Source organism: Kitasatospora sp. NPDC006697, assembly GCF_042869935.1.
Classification (GTDB): Bacteria; Actinomycetota; Actinomycetes; order Streptomycetales; family Streptomycetaceae; genus Kitasatospora.
In genome coordinates, this window is sequence record NZ_JBIAGU010000029.1 from 1 (window position 1) to 15435 (window position 15435).

Below are 15435 nucleotides of genomic sequence, written 5' to 3' on the forward strand. Positions count from 1 at the left end.
CGCCTTGTCGGCCAACTCAACCAGCTTGGCTACCAAGTCTCGCTCCAATCGGTGGAGGTGGCCTGACCTGCAGAAACAGTGGATTTTCGTATCAGCCGGGCGTCAACTCGGGCCCTGTGATCGGTAGTCCTTCCTCGCCACGCGAGCGGCGGCCAGCCGGTCGGCATCCAGGTCGAGACGCTGCCGGGCGCCTCCTCCCCGCGCAAGCGAGGGTCAGCCGGGTCAGTGACCACCACCCCGAAGGCCGTCCTGCTCCTCCCCGCGCGAGCGGGGGTCAGCCGATCCGCGCCAACATCGAACCCGCCCTCACCACCGCCCGAGCCGCAAACGCACCGCCACCACCCACCGGACCCGCCCCCCACCACCCCCACCCGTGCATGATGACCCTCACCTGATGCCAGATCACCAAACGCAGCATCACGCAGCACCCATCACGGACCGGAGAGGCACACCGCATGAAGCTCGCATTCGGATGGAAGCTCCACGGCGACGGCCGCAGCCCCGCCCCCGGAGCCGTGGTCCGACCCGACGAACGCCTCTCCTGGGGCCGCACCCTCGGGCTCGGCGCCCAGCACGTCGTGGCGATGTTCGGGGCCACCTTCGTCGCGCCCGTGCTCATGGGGCTGGACCCCAACCTCGCCGTCCTCGTCTCCGGTGTGGCCACCATCTTCTTCCTGCTCGCCACCGGCGGCCGCATCCCCTCCTACCTCGGGTCCAGCCTCTCCTTCGTCGGTGTCGCCGCCGTCATCAAGACCCAGGGCGGCACCGCCGCCACCCTCACCGGCGCGCTGCTCGTCACCGGCGCCGTCCTCGCCGCCTGCGGCGCCGTCGTCCAGGCCTTCGGCGCCCGCGTCGTCCATGCCGTGCTGCCGCCCGTCGTCACCGGCGCCGTCGTCATGCTCATCGGCTTCAACCTCGCGCCCGTGGCCGCCGGCACCTACTGGCCCCAGGACCAGTGGACCGCACTGCTCACCACCGCATTCACCGCCTTCGCCCTCGTCGTACTGCGCGGGTTCTGGTCACGCATCGCGATCTTCCTCGGGCTGCTCTTCGGCTACGCCCTCTCCTGGCTCCTCGACCGCGCCTTCGGCAAGATCCACTCCTCCATCGGCGGCGCCCCCGCCACCGACCATTGGCGGCTCGACCTCTCCGCCGTCGGCCACGCCCGCTGGATCGGCCTGCCCCACACCCATGCGCCCAGCTTCTCCCTCTCCGCCGTCCTCGTCGCCCTGCCGGTCGTCGTCGCGCTCATCGCCGAGAACGCGGGGCACGTCAAGGCCGTCTCCGAGATGACCGGCGACCCGCTCGACGACCGCCTCGGCACCGCCATCACCGCCGACGGCGCCGCCACCGTCCTCGCCACCGCCGTCGGCGGGCCCGCCACCACCACCTACGCCGAGAACATCGGCGTCATGGCCGCCACCCGCGTCTACTCCACCGCCGCCTACTGGTGCGCCGCCGGCTTCGCCATCCTCTTCGGCCTCTGCCCGAAGTTCGGCGCCGTCGTGGCCGCCATCCCCGGCGGCGTCCTCGGCGGCATCACCGTCATCCTCTACGGCATGATCGGCCTGCTCGGCGCCCAGATCTGGATCCACAACAAGGTCGACCTCACCAACCCCCTCAACCTCGTCCCCACCGCCGCCGGCATCATCATCGGCATCGGCAACGTCACCCTCAAATTCACCGCCGACTTCCAACTCTCCGGTATCGCCCTCGGAACCCTCGTCACCCTCATCGGACAACACGCCCTCCGCGCCCTCGCCCCCACCCACCTCAAACAACCACCGACCACTCCGCTCCTCGACGCCGGCACCAGCAGCTACGACGACCCGGCCTGATCGGGTCGGCGCCGTCGCCGACGGCGTCCATCGTCCCGGCGCAGACGAGGTGCGGGGTGCGGCTCCCTACCGCCCGCCGGGGCAGCGCGCGTAGAGCATCGCCCCCGGTGCGGCGCCGTCGGGGTCGGTGAGCAGCTGGCCCTCGACCAGGAAGCCGGCCTCGCGGAGCCAGGCCGCCAGCTGGTCCGGGTGGCGGCGGTGGACGTACACCTTCATCGGGTGGCCGCCATAGCCCTCCGTCTTCAGCCGCGACCCGGTGCCGGCGTGGAAGCCGAGCAGCAGCGGTCCACCGGGACGCAGCACCCGGCGGAACTGGGCCAGGACCCCGGGGACGGCCTCGTCGGGGATGTGGATCAGCGACCAGAAGGCGAGCAGGCCGGCGACGGACCCGTCGGCGAGGGCGAGGTCGGTCATCGAACCCACCTCGAACCGCAGCCCGGGATGGTCGCGCCGGGCCACCTCGACCATCCCGGGCGACAGGTCGATGCCGAACGCGTCGAGGCCCAGCTCGCGCAGGTGGGCGGTGACGTGGCCGGGTCCGCAGCCCACGTCCGCCACCGGCCCGCCGCCGGCGGCGCGCACCAGGTCGGCGAAGAGCGCGAGCCCCGACCGCACGAAGGGTGCCCCCGCCAGCGCGTCGCGGATGTAGTCGGCGTAGCCGGCCGCGACGGTGTCGTAGGAGGTCCGAGTGTCCGTCAGCCAGCCGTCCGGGTTCATGCCCGGCACAGTATCGGAGCGGTCGAGCTCCCCGCGCCGCCCGGCGAACCGCGGGGACCGGGCGCACGGCCGGCCCCCGCGCACCTCAGGACTCCGCAGGCGACCCCGGCCGGAGCAGGAAGGTGACCCGGATGCGCTTGCCGCCGCCGGGCAGGGACTCGACGGCGCAGGTGGTCGCGAGGAGCTGGACCATGGCCCAGCCGCGACCGCCGGGGGCCGCCAGGTCGCGGCGGTCGAGCGTCTCGCCCTCGGGCCGGCCGTCGTTCGCGTCCTCGACCTCGACCACCAGGGCGTCCTGCTCGGGGTCCAGCCGGGCGTCGAAGCGCGTCATGCCGCCGCCGTGGCTCTGGGCGTTGATGACGAGTTCGGTGACGGCCAGTTTGGCGTCCTCGACGGTGGCCGGGCTACCGCCGTCGACCGTCGCGAGCAGGGCCGCGAGCCGGGAACGGGCCTCGGCGGCGGTGCGCACCGGCTCCGCCGGCCGCCGTCGGAGGTTCCCGTCCGGGCTCGAGACCAGTGCGTCGGGCTGGGACATATCACGGCCTCGAATCGGGTGGTGCACGCTGCGGACTGGGCGTTGGTCTCGGTCGGGCGACCTTGTCGCATGTACCCGTGAGGGCGGGGACGATACCTGTACGAGCCATGTCATAGCGGGCCCGCCCCGGACGGACGGGCGGCGGATGCGGCCCGCTCGGCCTCCTCGACGCTGCCGACGACGGTGAAGAAGCCGTCGGTGGAGGTGATTTCGAACAGCCGGAGCACGGCCGGGGCCAGCGGTCCCACCAGGACCATCCTGCCTCCCGCGTCCTCGATCCCCCGCTGTGCCAGGACGAGGGCGCGCAGCGCGAAGGAGTCGGCGAAGCTGACCCGCGAGAGGTCCACCGCCAGCACGGCCGATCCGCCGGCGATGGCCTCCTGCAGTGAGTCGGTGAGTCCGCGGCCGGTGTCGTAGTCCAGTTCGCCGCTGAGCGCGAGGACCGACACGCGCTCTCCCGGTGGAGGCGGCGCCAGGCTGTTGTCGTCCGTCATGCCGTCATGCTAGGCCCTCGTCCTACGGATCCTGCCGGGCGCGCTGTGCCGCCCGTCCGTCCGCCGGGCCACAATGGGCCGAGGACGGCACGGACGCCGAGTGGGCAGGAGGGCAGGTGGACCGGGTGACCGGAACGGATCGGGGCACCCCCGAGCACGACCCGTTCGGCGCGGACCCGTCGGTCGGCGCGGACCTGGCTCGGGTGGACTGGTCGGCCACACCGCTCGGGGAGCCGGGCGGCTGGCCGCAGAGCCTGCGCACGGCGCTGGACATCCTGCTCTCCTCGCGGTTCTCCATGTGGATGGCCTGGGGCCCGGAGCTGACCTTCTTCTGCAACGACGCCTACCGGCGCGACACCCTCGGCCACAAGTACCCGTGGGCGCTCGGGCGACCGTTCCGGGAGGTCTGGGCGGAGGTGTGGGAGGACGTCCGGCCGCGCGTCACCAGCGTCTTGGAGGAAGGCCGGGCGACCTGGGACGAGGGCCTGATGCTGCTCCTGCAGCGGTCCGGGTACGTCGAGGAGAGCTACCACACCTTCTCGTACAGCCCGCTGCGCGACGAGGCGGGCCGGGTGGCGGGTGTGCTGTGCGTGGTCAGCGAGGAGACCCAGCGGGTGATCTCCGAGCGGCGGATGGGGACCCTGCGCGACCTGGGATCGGCCCCCGACGCGGTGCGGACCGAGCGGCAGTTCCTCGGTTTCAGCGCGGAACAGCTCTCCCGCAACCCGTTCTGCCTGCCCTTCACCCTGACCTACCTCTTCGAGGAGGACGGCACGGCCCGGCTCGCCTCCTCCTCGGGCTTCACCGACCCCCAGGCCGCCGCCGCCCGCCGCTGGCCCGAGGAGGCCGCGGAGGCCGCCGGGCGGGGGCGGGCGTCGCTGGTGGAGCTGACCGGCGAACCGTTCGCCGGGCTGCCGTCCGGGGCCTGGCACGAACCCCCGCGCCAGGCGCTGGTGGTGCCGCTGGGCGTCGCGGGCGCCCGGCCGACCGGGTTCCTGGTCGCGGGCCTGAACCGGTTCCGCGCGCTGGACGACGGCTACCGCGGCTTCGTCGACCTGGTCGCCGGGCACCTGGCCTCCGGGGTGGCCAGCGCCCGCAGCTACGAGCTGGAGCGGCGCCGCGCCCGGGAGCTGGCCGAGCTCGACCGGGCGAAGACCGCGTTCTTCTACAACATCAGCCACGAGTTCCGGACGCCGCTGACGCTCATCGTGGGACCGGTCGAGGAGTTGCGGCGGCAGCTCGCGGACGCCGACGAGGCGGTGCGCGCGGACCTGGAGACGGTGCACCGCAACGGCCTGCGGCTCGGTCGGCTGGTCAACTCGCTGCTCGACTTCTCCCAGATCGAGGCCGGCCGCATGCGGGCCCGCCTCGAACCCGCCGACCTCGCGGCCGTCACCGCCGATCTGGCCGCCGCCTTCCGCTCCGCCGTCGAGCGGGCCGGGCTGGAGCTCGAGGTCGACTGCCCCCCGCTCCCCGCTCCGGTGCTGATCGACCGCGGCCTGTGGGAGAAGGTGGTGTTCAACCTCCTCGGCAACGCGCTCAAGTACACCTTCGACGGTGCGATCCGGGTCCGGGTGCAGGCGGCGGGCGGGAGGGCGCGGGTGGAGGTCGAGGACACCGGCGTCGGCATCCCCGCCGCCGAGCTCCCGCACCTGTTCGAGCGCTTCCACCGCGTCGAGAACACTCGGGCCCGATCGCACGAGGGGAGCGGGATCGGCCTGGCGCTGGTGAAGGAGGTGGTCGAGCTGCACGGCGGCACCATCGCCGCCGCCTCCGAGCCCGGCCGGGGCAGTCGCTTCACGGTCTCGCTGCCGCTGGCGCCGGCGCCCGCGCCGAACGGCGGCTCACCAGCGCATCGGGACACCGAGGACGGCCGGCTGTCCGGCCGCGCCGAGCCCTTCCTCCAGGAGGCGCTGCGGTGGCTCCCGGACGGTTCCGCGGCCGAGGCCCGCTCCGAGTCCTCCGCGGAACCCGCGAGCGCCGGGAACGGCCCGGTGCCCGCGCAGGTGCTGGTCGCCGACGACAACGCCGACATGCGCGACTACCTCGACAGGCTGCTGCGCGGCGCCGGCTACCGGGTCACCCTGGCCGCCGACGGGCTGGAGGCCCTGGCCTCGGCCCGGCGGGACGTGCCGGAGCTGGTGATCAGCGACGTGATGATGCCCGGTCTGGACGGCCTCCACCTGGTGGCGGGGCTGCGCGCCGACCCGCGCACCGCCACCGTCCCGGTCCTGCTGCTGTCCGCGCGGGCCGGCCAGGAGGCCTCCGTCGAAGGCCTCGGTTCCGGCGCCGACGACTACCTGACCAAGCCCTTCGCCACCACCGACCTGCTGGCCCGCGTGCGCTCGGCCGTCGAACTCTCCCGGCTGCGCGACCACCACTCGCGCTGGCGCGCCGCCCTGGTCGACTCCCTCCAGGACGCCTTCTTCGTCTGCGACGAGGACGGCGGGCTGGTCGAGACCAACGCGGCGTTCACCGCCCTGCTCGGAACCGGCGCCCAGGACGCCCCCGGCCCGGACGGCACCCCAGGCCCGGGACAGCCCGGCACCCCCGTCGACGCCGGCCTGCGGCGCCGGGCCGCCACCGTCGCCCGGCGCGCCCTCGACGGTGGCGGCCGCACGACGGTGCCCATGCGCGCCGCCGACGGCCGCCGCCTCTGGGTCCAGGTCGCCGCCAACCGGGTCCAGGATCCCGCGACCGGACGCACCGTCATCGTCGGCACGATGCGCGACGTGACGGCCGAGCACTACTCGGCGCGCCGCGAGCAGGCCCTCGCCACCCTCAACGACCGGCTGACCCGCGCCCCCGACACCGCCGGGGCCCTGACCCGCGCGGTGGAGCAGCTGCGCGACCTGTGGCGGGCCCGCCGGGTGCTGGCCGCCCGCTTCGTCCGCGGCGACCTCACCGCGCCGCCCGCCGAGCTGCTGGCCGTCAGCGGCACGCCCGGCCGGCCCGTCCCCGACTGGTCGGACCTGCCCCGGTTCGAGCGGGAGCGGCTCTCCGCACTGCGCCGGGCGCCGGTGCTGACGCCGACCCCCTTCCCCGGTGGGGCCGGGATCCTCCTCGACCACCCGGACGGCCCGCTGGCCCTCACCCTCGACCTGGGCGACCCGGGCGGCCCCGGCGGCCGGCGCCCGTTCGGCCCGGAGGACGGAACCCTGCTCGCCCTGCTGGCCGACCGCCTCGCACAGGGCCTGACCCGCGCCCACCGGATCGACCGGGACCGCGAGACCGCCATCGCCCTGCAGCGCGCCATCCTGGGCCCGGCCGACCTGCCGGACCGGTTCGCCGCCCGCTACGAGCCCGCCAGCCGCCCCCTGGAGGTCGGCGGCGACTGGTACGACACGATGGCCCTGCCCGGCGGGCGGATCGGCATCGTGGTCGGCGACTGCGTCGGCCACGGGCTCGAAGCGGCCAGCGTGATGGGCCAGCTGCGCAGCGCCTGCCGGGCGCTGCTGCTCCAGGACCACGACCCCGCCCGGGCGCTGGCCGCGCTGGACACCTTCGCCGCCACCATCCCCGGCGCGCTCTGCGCCACCGTGTTCTGCGCCGTCCTGCACACCGCGACGGGCGAACTGCGCTACTCCAGCGCGGGCCACCCGCCGGGCATCCTGGCCCGGCCCGACGGGACGACCGCCCTGCTGGAGGGCGGCCGCTCGCTGCCGCTGGCCGTCGGTCCCGGGCTGCCGCGCCCCGGCGCCACCGCGACGCTGCCGCCGGGCGCCGTCCTGCTGCTCTACACCGACGGGTTGGTGGAACGGCGCGGGAGCACGCTGACCGAGGGCATCGAGCGGGCCGCCGAGGTGCTCCGGGCGGATGCCGACCTGCCGCTCGACCAGCTGGCGGACCACCTCACCACCCGGCTGTCCGCGGCCGGCGGCTACGGGGACGACGTGGCCCTGCTGCTCTACCGCCACCGCGGCCTGCCCCGTGACGGTGCGGGGCGGGCCGGCTAGGCCCCCAGCCGATCAGCACGGCCACGAACCCCCGCAGGCTCGACGAGCCCCTGCCCCTACCCCTGCCCGCCGGCCCGGGCTCCCGCGGCGGCCAGCAGCGCGCAGGCCACCAGGTTCGTCACGGGGTAGGCGGTCAGCACGGCCACGAACTCCCTGAGCGTGGCGCTGGGCCAGTAGTACGCCGCCGTGGGCGAGCCGGCGGCCTCACCGCGGACGCCGGCCCGGCGAGCGGTGATGGCCGCCCGCAGCGCGTGGAAGTCGTTGGTCACGATGACGCAGCGGTAGCCGGGCCGCAGACGCTCCATCAGCTCGCCGCTGAACCGCAGGTTCTCCGTGGTGTTCACGGAGTCCCGCTCCTGCAGCAGGTGGTCCCGTGGCACCCCGCGCGCCGCCAGGTACTCCGCCATCGCCTCGGCCTCCGGCACCTGCTCGTCCGAGCCCTTGCCGCCGGAGGCCAGCAGCACCGGCGCCCGTCCGTCCGCCGCCTGCCGCCGGTACAGCGACAGCGCGCGGTCCAGCCGGGAGGCCAGCAGCGGCGGGACGGTGGAGCCGTCGACCAGTCCGGCGCCGAGCACCACCACGAAGTCGACCCGGCGGCGCGCCGGGAGCCGCTGGTAGAGCAGGGCGTAGCCGACGAAGCAGGCGCAGAGGAACGACAGGTACCCCGCCACCAGCAGGGCACCCCCGGCGATGGCCCGCAGCACGCCGTTCTCGAACCGGGCGGCGGCGGTGAGCAGGCCGAGCAGGCCGAGGATGGCCAGTCCGGCCGCCCCCGTGAGCAGGGTGGCCGGTCTGCCGCCGCCCTCCCGCCGGGCCACCCGGATCCCGTTGGCCAGCAGGAACCCGGCGGTCACCAGCGCGGTCAGCACGGCCCCGACGAGGATGCCGGCGGTCGCGGCCCGCGCCAGCGGGCGGGGGAAGCGGTCGAGTTCGACGATCGCGCCGGCGAGCAGCAGCACCGTGCCCAGGCCGAGCAGGACGCCGTTGCCGAACCTGCGCCGGTCGCCGCGGAAACGGCGCAGGAAGAGCAGCAGGACGAGGGCGGCGCCCAAGCAGTAGGGGGCGAACGGGGAGCTCACGGTGGTTCCTCGGGTGGGGTGCTGGTGGGGCGGACCGGACTCAATGCTCGCCCGGAGGGTCCGGCCGTGCCGCTTGCAGGGCCGTCAGGGCCTGGTCGAGGCGGGCGTGGTGGGACACCAGGCCGTCCACTCCGGTGAGGGTGAGCAGGTGCTTGAGGTCGGGTGGTGCCGCGACCAGTGGGAGCGGCGTGCCGGGGTGCGGGGGTCGTTGGGCGGCGAAGATGAGTTCGGCGATCCCCATCGAGTCGCAGAACCGCAGGCCGGTGAGGTCCAGTACCAGCGGGAGGCCGGCCGGGAGGCGTTCGAAGGTCCGGTGCAGCCGTGCTGCCGTGTGGTAGTCCAGTTCGCCGGTGAGCACGACGACGGTCGCGCCCGCCGGCTCGGCACGGACGTCGATGGTGAGGGTGTAGGCGGGCACCTGGGCTCCGGGGGCAGTCGGGCGGGTCGGGCGGGTCGGGCGGGTCGGGCGGGTCGGGCAGCGGGCCGGGCGGGGTCGGTGGAGCTGGGCGGGGTCAGTGGAGGTGGGCGAGCAGCAGGGCGACGTCGTCGGCCTGGGCCTTGGCGAAGCTGCCGAGCAGCAGGTCGCCGGCGGCTTCGGGGTCGGCCGGGGCGCCGGCGAAGAACTCGCGCAGGCCCGCGAGGCCGTCCTCCAGGTTCTCCCCGGGGACCTCGACCAAGCCGTCGGTGACCAGCAGGAGGGTGCTCCCCGGTGGTGTGTCGTGGGCGGCGGCGGGTGGTTGGGGCAGGTCCAGGCCGAGCAGGATGCCGTGTTCGGTCAGGTAGCGGACCGTGCCGTCGGGTGACCGCAGCAGCGGCGGCAGGTGGCCCGCGTTGGCGACGTGGATCCGGCGGCGCCCTGGTTCGATCAGCACGAGGCAGACGGTGGCGGTGACGCCGGGGCGCAGCCGCACCAGCAGGGTGTCCAGCCGGTGCAGCAGGGTCTGCGGATCGTGCCCCTCCAGGGCGTAGGCGCGCAGCGCGTGCCGCAGTTCGCCCATCACCATGGCGGCTTCCAGGGAGTGCCCGGCGACGTCGCCGATGGCGAGCAGCAGTCCGGCCGGGGTGTCGATGGCCTCGTAGAAGTCGCCGCCGATCTCGCTGCGGTCGGAGGCGGGTTCGTAGCGGACGGCGAGGTCCACGCCCGCGACGGCGGGGAGCCGGCTGGGGAGGAAGCTGCGCTGGAGGGTGAGGGCCAGCGCGTGTTCCTCCGCCTGGCTGCGCAGGGCTTCCAGGGCGAGCGCGGTGGCCTGGGTCAGCTGGGAGAGCAGCCGGAGCTCGTCCGGCCCGGCCGCCGCCCGCGGATCGACGGCCAGCGCCACCGGCGGGCGGCCCGGCTTGGTCCGGGCGGCGAACAGCGTGACCGGGCCCGGGGGCGGGGTGTCCCCCGGTTCGGTGTTCCCCGCCAGCGCGTCCTGCCACTCGGCTGCGGTCAGCTGCGCGGTGTCGGTGCCGGTGGCGTCGCCGAGGGCGTGGTGGGCGAGCGCGTCGAGGAGGTCCGGCGAGGCGGTCGCCACCCGGACCGCTGCCTGCTGCCCGGGCCCGGCGGTCCCGGGCTCGGAGCAGTGCGCGAGGTTGAGCGTCTCGCCGTGCGGGCCCAGCACGACGACGGTGGCCCGGGCGGCGCCGAGTTCGGTCGCGCCCGAGGCGGCGGCGGTGACCAGCGCCTCGGTGCCCCCCGCGCCGTAGAGCGCGAGGGTGCTGCGGTGGAGCGCGGCGACCTGGGCCGCGAGCCGTTCCGCCCGCCGCCGGGCCCGGGTGTACCGCAGCACCGCGGTGACCGTGGCCTGGAGTTCGGCCGGGTCGATGGGTTCGGTCAGGTAGGCGTCGGCGCCGCGGTGCAGGCCCTGGGTGCGGTCGCTGGCCTCGATGGCGGTGGCCGAGATGTGGACCACCGGCAGGTCGGCCGTGTGCGGCCGCTGCTTGATCCGCTCGCACACCTCGAAACCGGTCATGTCGGGCAGCCGGACGTCCACGATGGCCAGCTCGGGCAGTTCCTCGGGCCGGGCGGCGTCCAGCAGCTCCAGCGCCTGGGCGCCGTCGACCGCCTCGACGACGGCGTGCCCGGCCCGGCCCAGCCAGCTGCCGACGATGTAGCGGGTGGTGTCGTTGTCGTCGAGGACCAGGACCGTGGCGGGTCCGGCGTCGCGGGGCGTGCCGGTCACGATCGGCCCTCGTCGGCGTGTTCCGGCGCCGGGTGCTCCGGCCCGTCGGCGCGCAGGGCCAGGGCCAGCCGCCGGCCGGTCAGCGAGGACTTGCTCAGCACCGAGCGGGCGTGGGCCAGCCGGCCCCGGTCGACGGTGGAGAGGCCGGCCGAGGTGAGGATGACCACGGGCAGGGCGCTCAGGTCCGGGGCCGCCCGGAGCCGGGCGAGCACCTGGTAGCCGTCGAGGCCGTCCATCTGCAGGTCGAGGAAGAGGCCGTCGGGGCGTTCGCGCCGGACGGCCTCCAGCGCGTCCCGGCTGTCGGCGACCTCGACGACGCGGTCGGCGATCTGCTCCAGCAGCGGCCGCAGGACGGCGCGGAAGGCCGGGTCGTCGTCCACCAGGAGGAGCACCGCGGCGCGTTCCTCCTCGCCGGGGCCGGGCGCGGGACGGCTGGGCAGGGTCACCGTGATGGTGGTGCCGCACCCGGGGGCGCTGTCCAGCCGGATCGTGCCGCCGAGCAGCCCGACCAGGCGGCGGGCGTAGGGCAGGCCCAGCCCGGTCCCGGGGCGGCCCCGCTGGTGCGCGCCCCTGACCTGGTAGAACTCCTCGAAGACGCGTTCCTGCTGGTCGGCGGGGATGCCGATGCCGGTGTCGGAGACGGTGAGCACCAGCTGCGCGGGGCGGCCGGGTTCCGCTGGTCCGTCCAGGCGGGCGGCCAGCCGGACGGAGCCGGCCTCGGTGAACTTGAGGGCGTTGGACAGCAGGTTGCGCAGGATCCTGGTGAGCATCGTCTCGTCGCCCAGCAGCGGGCCGACGTGCTCGGGCGCCTCGACCACCAGGGTGACGCCGGGCCGGGCGAGGCCGCGCAGGGTGCCCTCGAGGTGGGCGAGCACGGCCCGCAGGTCCAGCGGCGCCCAGGCGGGTTCGAGGGTGCCGGACTCCGCCTTGGCCACGTCGAGGAGTTCGTCGACGAGGGCGAGCAGGGTGCGCCCGGAGTCGGCGATCAGGGAGAGCCGGTGCGCGCGCTCCTCGGCCGGGGCGTCCGCGTCGGCGATCGACATCTCGGCCAGCCCGACCACGGCGTTGACCGGGGTGCGCAGCTCGTGGCTGACGTTGGCCCAGAACCGGGACTTGGCCTCGCTGGCCTCGCGCAGCTGCTGGGACTTCTCCTCCAGTTCCGCGTAGAGGGCGACCACGCCGCGGTTGGTCTCCTCCAGCTCCTCCGAGAGTTCCGCGTAGAGCGCGACGACGCCGCGGTTGGTCTCCGCGAGTTCCTCGTTGAGATGCCTGAGCTCCTCGCCCTGGGCCCTGGTCTGCTCCAGGGCCGTGATCAGGTCGCGGGTCTGGGCCTGGGCGTCCTCCAGGTCGCTGCTGCCGGTGTGCGCGACCAGCAGCTGTTCGGCCTGCTCCGGCCCCTCGGCGGCGGGAGCCGAGGCCAGCCGCTGCTCCAACCGGACCCAGCCACCCGCGGCGCTCCGCCCCCGGTCGGTGGGGAGCAGGCGCGCCGCCGCCTCCAGTGCATCGCCGCTGGGGCCCGCTCCCCCGCGCCACTCGAGGGTGACGTGCAGTGCGGGCCGGGGCGCGCCGTGCAGGTCGAAGTGGGCGGCGAGCCGCTGCGAGCCGCACAGGTCGCGGCCGAGCTCGCTCAGGGCGGTCGCGAGCCGGACCGCCTCCTGGCCGTCCGAGCCGAGCAGTTCGGCGACCGCCTTGCCGGTGCGGCGCAGCGCGAAGGTGTCCTGCACCGAGGCGACGCCGATGCTCCCCAACCGCACGGGCGCCGGCTCCGTCACGCTGTTCACCACAGCCCCTTCGCGACCAGGACCCCGGCGTCGTCCCGCCGCACGCCCGCGTCGCGCAGCAGCAGCGCGGCGGCCGTGACGGGCAGGTGGGAGAGGGCGCGGGCCAGCCCGGGGACCTGCCAGCGGTCGGTCAGTCCGTCGGAGTGCATGACCACCGCGCTGCCGGGCGGCAGCTCGTGGCGGACCGTGTGCAGGGTGGGCATCTGGTGGCCGACGATGCCCGGTGCGGAGGGCAGCGACCGCCGGGTGCCGGAGTGCGGGTCCACCACGAAGGTGGCGATGTTGCCGACGCCGCAGAAGGTGACCCGGTTCTCGGCGGGCTCGACCAGCGCGACCGCCACCGCGCCGCCCCGGCCGGACCTCATCTCCCGGTGGATGTCGGCGAGCACTCCCTCGGGCGACCGTGCCGGGCTGCGGCGGAAGGCCTCCACCGCGGTCCGGGTGGCCCTGGCGGCCAGCGGACCGTGGCCCAGGCCGTCGCAGAACACCACCAGGAACCCGGTGGTCTGCGCGGGCGGCGCGGCCGGGTGCGGCCGCTCCTCGCGCGGGACCGGCCGCGGGCGCGGGGCGCTGCCGGTGAGCACCGACCAGTCCAGGCCGCCCGCGGGGTGGGCCACCCGGTGGACGCCGGCGCCGCCGTCGGCCGGCGCGGCGGGCGGCCCCGGCCGCACGGACCGGGCGGCCCACGCGTCCCCGCAGTGGTCCTGACCGCTCATCGGCCGGGTGATCCCCGCGACCACCGGTTCCCGGACGGCCGCGGCACGGCGGCCGCCGGGCGTGCGGTTCCAGAAGCGGGCGGTCATCAGGGTTCCTTCGCCGGGCACGGAGAGCAGGTCGAAGGTGTCGGCCAGGCGGGAGATGGCGCCAAGGCCGATGCCGAGGGTGCCGCCGGAGGAGACGCCGTCGGTGAGCGCGTGCGGGACGTCGGCCATCCCGGGTCCGCTGTCCAGGGTGACGAACTCCAGTGCCGCCTCCGTGTCGGTGCGCACCAGGCGGAGCAGCAGCGACCCGTCGACGGCGTGGCGGCGCAGGTTGGTGGCGGCCTCGCTGACCGCGAGTCCGACCTCGGCGACCCGCTCGGGCAGCAGGCCGGCCCGGTGCGCGATGGCCCGGGCCGCGGTGCGGGCGGCGGCGGGCAGCGTCTCGGCCTCCCGGAACCAGGCCGCGTCCTCGCACTCGAGCAGGGGGAGGGTCAGCGGGCCCATTTGGTCACCGACACCTTCGTACCGGTCCCGGCCGAGCTCTCCAGCTCGAACTCGTCCACCAGGCGGCGTGCGCCGCTGAGGCCGAGCCCCAGGCCGCCGCCCGAGGTCCAACCGTCGGTGAGGGCCAGGTCGAGGTCGGGGATGCCGGGGCCGCTGTCCTCGAAGACGGCGTGCACGCCCTGCCGGCCGTCCCGCCGCAGGGCGGCGCAGCGCATCGCGCCACCGCCTCCGTAGACCAGGGTGTTGCGGGCCAGCTCGCTCGCCGCGGTGACCAGCTTGGTCTGGTCGACCAGCGAGAGGCCGCACTGCTGGGCGAGGGTGCGGACGAGCTGGCGGGCCCGCACCACGTCGTCGTTGGAGACGATCGGAACGGTCTGTTCGACGGTGTCCGCGGGCCCGGTCATCCGCGGTCCGCGCGAGTGGCGCGGGCGCGCTCCAGCAGGGCGAGGCCCTTCTCGAGGGTCAGGGCGGTGCGCACGCCCCCGAGCGAGAGGCCGAGCTCGACCAGGGTGATCGCCACGGCCGGCCGCATGCCGACCACGACGGTCTCGGCGTCGAGCATCCGGGAGATCGCCGCCGCGTTGGCCAGCATCCGGCCCACGAAGGAGTCGACGATCTCCAGGGCGGTGATGTCGATGACGACGCCGACCGCGCCGGTGGCCACGATCCGCTCGGCCAGGTCGTCCTGGAGGTCCAGCACGGTCTGGTCCTCCAGGTCGATCTGGATCGACACCAGCAGGACCTGGCCGAGCTTGAGGATGGGGACGCGGTTGGTCACCGGGAACCGCCGACCACGGACCGGTCGGTGCCGATCCGCTGCAGCACGTAGCGCAGCGCGTCGGCCAGGGTCGCCTTGGTGACGATGTCGCCGAACTGCACGCCGAGTGCCACCAGGGTCTGGGCGATCTGCGGGCGGATGCCGGAGATGGTGCACTCGGCGCCCATCAGCCGGGCGGCCACCACGGTCTTGAGCAGGTGCTGGGCGACCTCGGTGTCCACCGCCGGCACGCCGGTGATGTCGACGATGGCCTGCTCGGACCCGGAGTCCACCAGGCTCTGCAGCAGCTTCTCCATGACGATCTGGGTCCGCGCCGAGTCCAGCGTGCCGACCAGCGGCACCGCCACCACGCCCTCCCAGAGCTTCACCACCGGGGTGGAGAGCTCGAGCAGCTGCTCGGCCTGGGCGCTGATGATCTCCTCACGGGTGCGGGCGTAGGACTCGATGGTGAACAGGCCCAGCGCGTCCAGCAGCCGGGCCAGCTGCAGGTAGGCGGTGATGTCCTCGGCGGAGGTGTCCGTGGTCGGCGCCAGCACGTCCTTGCAGGCGAAGACGCTGGTGGCGGTTTCGGTGGGGGTGAAGCCGTGCTGGGCCCGGCTGCGGGAGAGCTCCACCAGCAGGGCCCGGACCTCGGAGTACTCCTCGCCCTGCCAGTCCAGCCCGCCGTTGCGGAGGGCCTGGGCCAGCGCCTGGCAGAGGTCGGTCAGCTCCCGCTCCAGCTCCGCCCGGCTGATCCTGCCGCGGAGGATGCCGGCCACGGCCTCCACCCACTGGTCCAGTACCGACACGTCCCGCGTCAACAGCTCGACGAGCCGGTCGGACGATTCCACTACCGCCATCTGGCGCACTCCTCAATTCCTGCACAACGGTCACGGTCCGCCCCTGCCGGA

At 74.9% G+C, this 15435-nt stretch carries 13 protein-coding genes; 2 read left to right on the top strand and 11 right to left on the bottom strand.

Annotated features, from left to right (window positions below):
* The first annotated feature begins 455 nt into the window (after window positions 1–455).
* Window positions 456–1838, top strand: coding sequence for a uracil-xanthine permease family protein (locus tag ACFYNO_RS30950; RefSeq protein WP_388020043.1), 1383 nt, complete (start codon window positions 456–458; stop codon window positions 1836–1838).
* Between the two features lie 66 nt (window positions 1839–1904).
* Here the strand turns inward: ACFYNO_RS30950 and ACFYNO_RS30955 are convergent, their stop codons facing one another.
* From ACFYNO_RS30955 to ACFYNO_RS30965, 3 genes are all read right to left on the bottom strand, one after another.
* Window positions 1905–2555, bottom strand: coding sequence for a class I SAM-dependent methyltransferase (locus ACFYNO_RS30955; protein ID WP_388020046.1), 651 nt, complete (start codon window positions 2553–2555; stop codon window positions 1905–1907).
* Between the two features lie 85 nt (window positions 2556–2640).
* Entirely contained in the window at window positions 2641–3090 is a 450-nt protein-coding gene (locus tag ACFYNO_RS30960; RefSeq protein ID WP_388020049.1) for an ATP-binding protein, read from the bottom strand.
* A gap of 110 nt (window positions 3091–3200) precedes the next feature.
* Window positions 3201–3584: an STAS domain-containing protein gene (locus ACFYNO_RS30965; RefSeq protein WP_388020052.1), complete on the bottom strand. Its 384-nt coding sequence runs from the start codon at window positions 3582–3584 to the stop codon at window positions 3201–3203.
* A 296-nt stretch (window positions 3585–3880) separates the two neighbouring features.
* On the opposite strand from ACFYNO_RS30965, the gene ACFYNO_RS30970 reads away from it, so the two are divergent.
* Window positions 3881–7540, top strand: a complete 3660-nt coding sequence (locus ACFYNO_RS30970; RefSeq protein WP_388020413.1) for a SpoIIE family protein phosphatase — start codon at window positions 3881–3883, stop codon at window positions 7538–7540.
* Window positions 7541–7596: 56 nt separating this feature from the next.
* On the opposite strand, the gene ACFYNO_RS30975 is transcribed toward ACFYNO_RS30970, so the two are convergent.
* The 8 genes from ACFYNO_RS30975 to ACFYNO_RS31010 form a co-directional block, all read right to left on the bottom strand.
* Window positions 7597–8619, bottom strand: a complete 1023-nt coding sequence (locus tag ACFYNO_RS30975; protein WP_388020055.1) for a YdcF family protein — start codon at window positions 8617–8619, stop codon at window positions 7597–7599.
* A 40-nt stretch (window positions 8620–8659) separates the two neighbouring features.
* On the bottom strand, window positions 8660–9037 hold the full coding sequence (locus ACFYNO_RS30980) for an STAS domain-containing protein (RefSeq protein WP_388020058.1): 378 nt from the start codon (window positions 9035–9037) through the stop codon (window positions 8660–8662).
* Between the two features lie 94 nt (window positions 9038–9131).
* On the bottom strand, window positions 9132–10781 hold the full coding sequence (locus ACFYNO_RS30985; RefSeq protein WP_388020061.1) for a SpoIIE family protein phosphatase: 1650 nt from the start codon (window positions 10779–10781) through the stop codon (window positions 9132–9134).
* On the bottom strand, window positions 10778–12562 hold the full coding sequence (locus ACFYNO_RS30990; RefSeq protein ID WP_388020064.1) for a hybrid sensor histidine kinase/response regulator: 1785 nt from the start codon (window positions 12560–12562) through the stop codon (window positions 10778–10780). The genes ACFYNO_RS30985 and ACFYNO_RS30990 overlap by 4 nt, the downstream gene beginning before the upstream one ends.
* A complete protein-coding gene (locus tag ACFYNO_RS30995) occupies window positions 12559–13767 on the bottom strand; it encodes an ATP-binding SpoIIE family protein phosphatase (protein WP_388020067.1) in 1209 nt (402 codons plus the stop codon). Before ACFYNO_RS30995 ends, ACFYNO_RS30990 begins: the two co-directional genes overlap by 4 nt.
* Window positions 13755–14171 carry an anti-sigma regulatory factor gene (locus tag ACFYNO_RS31000; RefSeq protein ID WP_388020070.1) on the bottom strand — a complete coding sequence of 139 codons (417 nt, stop codon included), beginning with the start codon at window positions 14169–14171 and terminating at the stop codon, window positions 13755–13757. The genes ACFYNO_RS30995 and ACFYNO_RS31000 overlap by 13 nt, the downstream gene beginning before the upstream one ends.
* Window positions 14168–14545, bottom strand: a complete 378-nt coding sequence (locus tag ACFYNO_RS31005) for an STAS domain-containing protein (RefSeq protein WP_388020073.1) — start codon at window positions 14543–14545, stop codon at window positions 14168–14170. The genes ACFYNO_RS31000 and ACFYNO_RS31005 overlap by 4 nt, the downstream gene beginning before the upstream one ends.
* Window positions 14542–15384, bottom strand: coding sequence for an STAS domain-containing protein (locus ACFYNO_RS31010; protein ID WP_388020076.1), 843 nt, complete (start codon window positions 15382–15384; stop codon window positions 14542–14544). The genes ACFYNO_RS31005 and ACFYNO_RS31010 overlap by 4 nt, the downstream gene beginning before the upstream one ends.
* Between the last annotated feature and the right edge of the window lie 51 nt (window positions 15385–15435).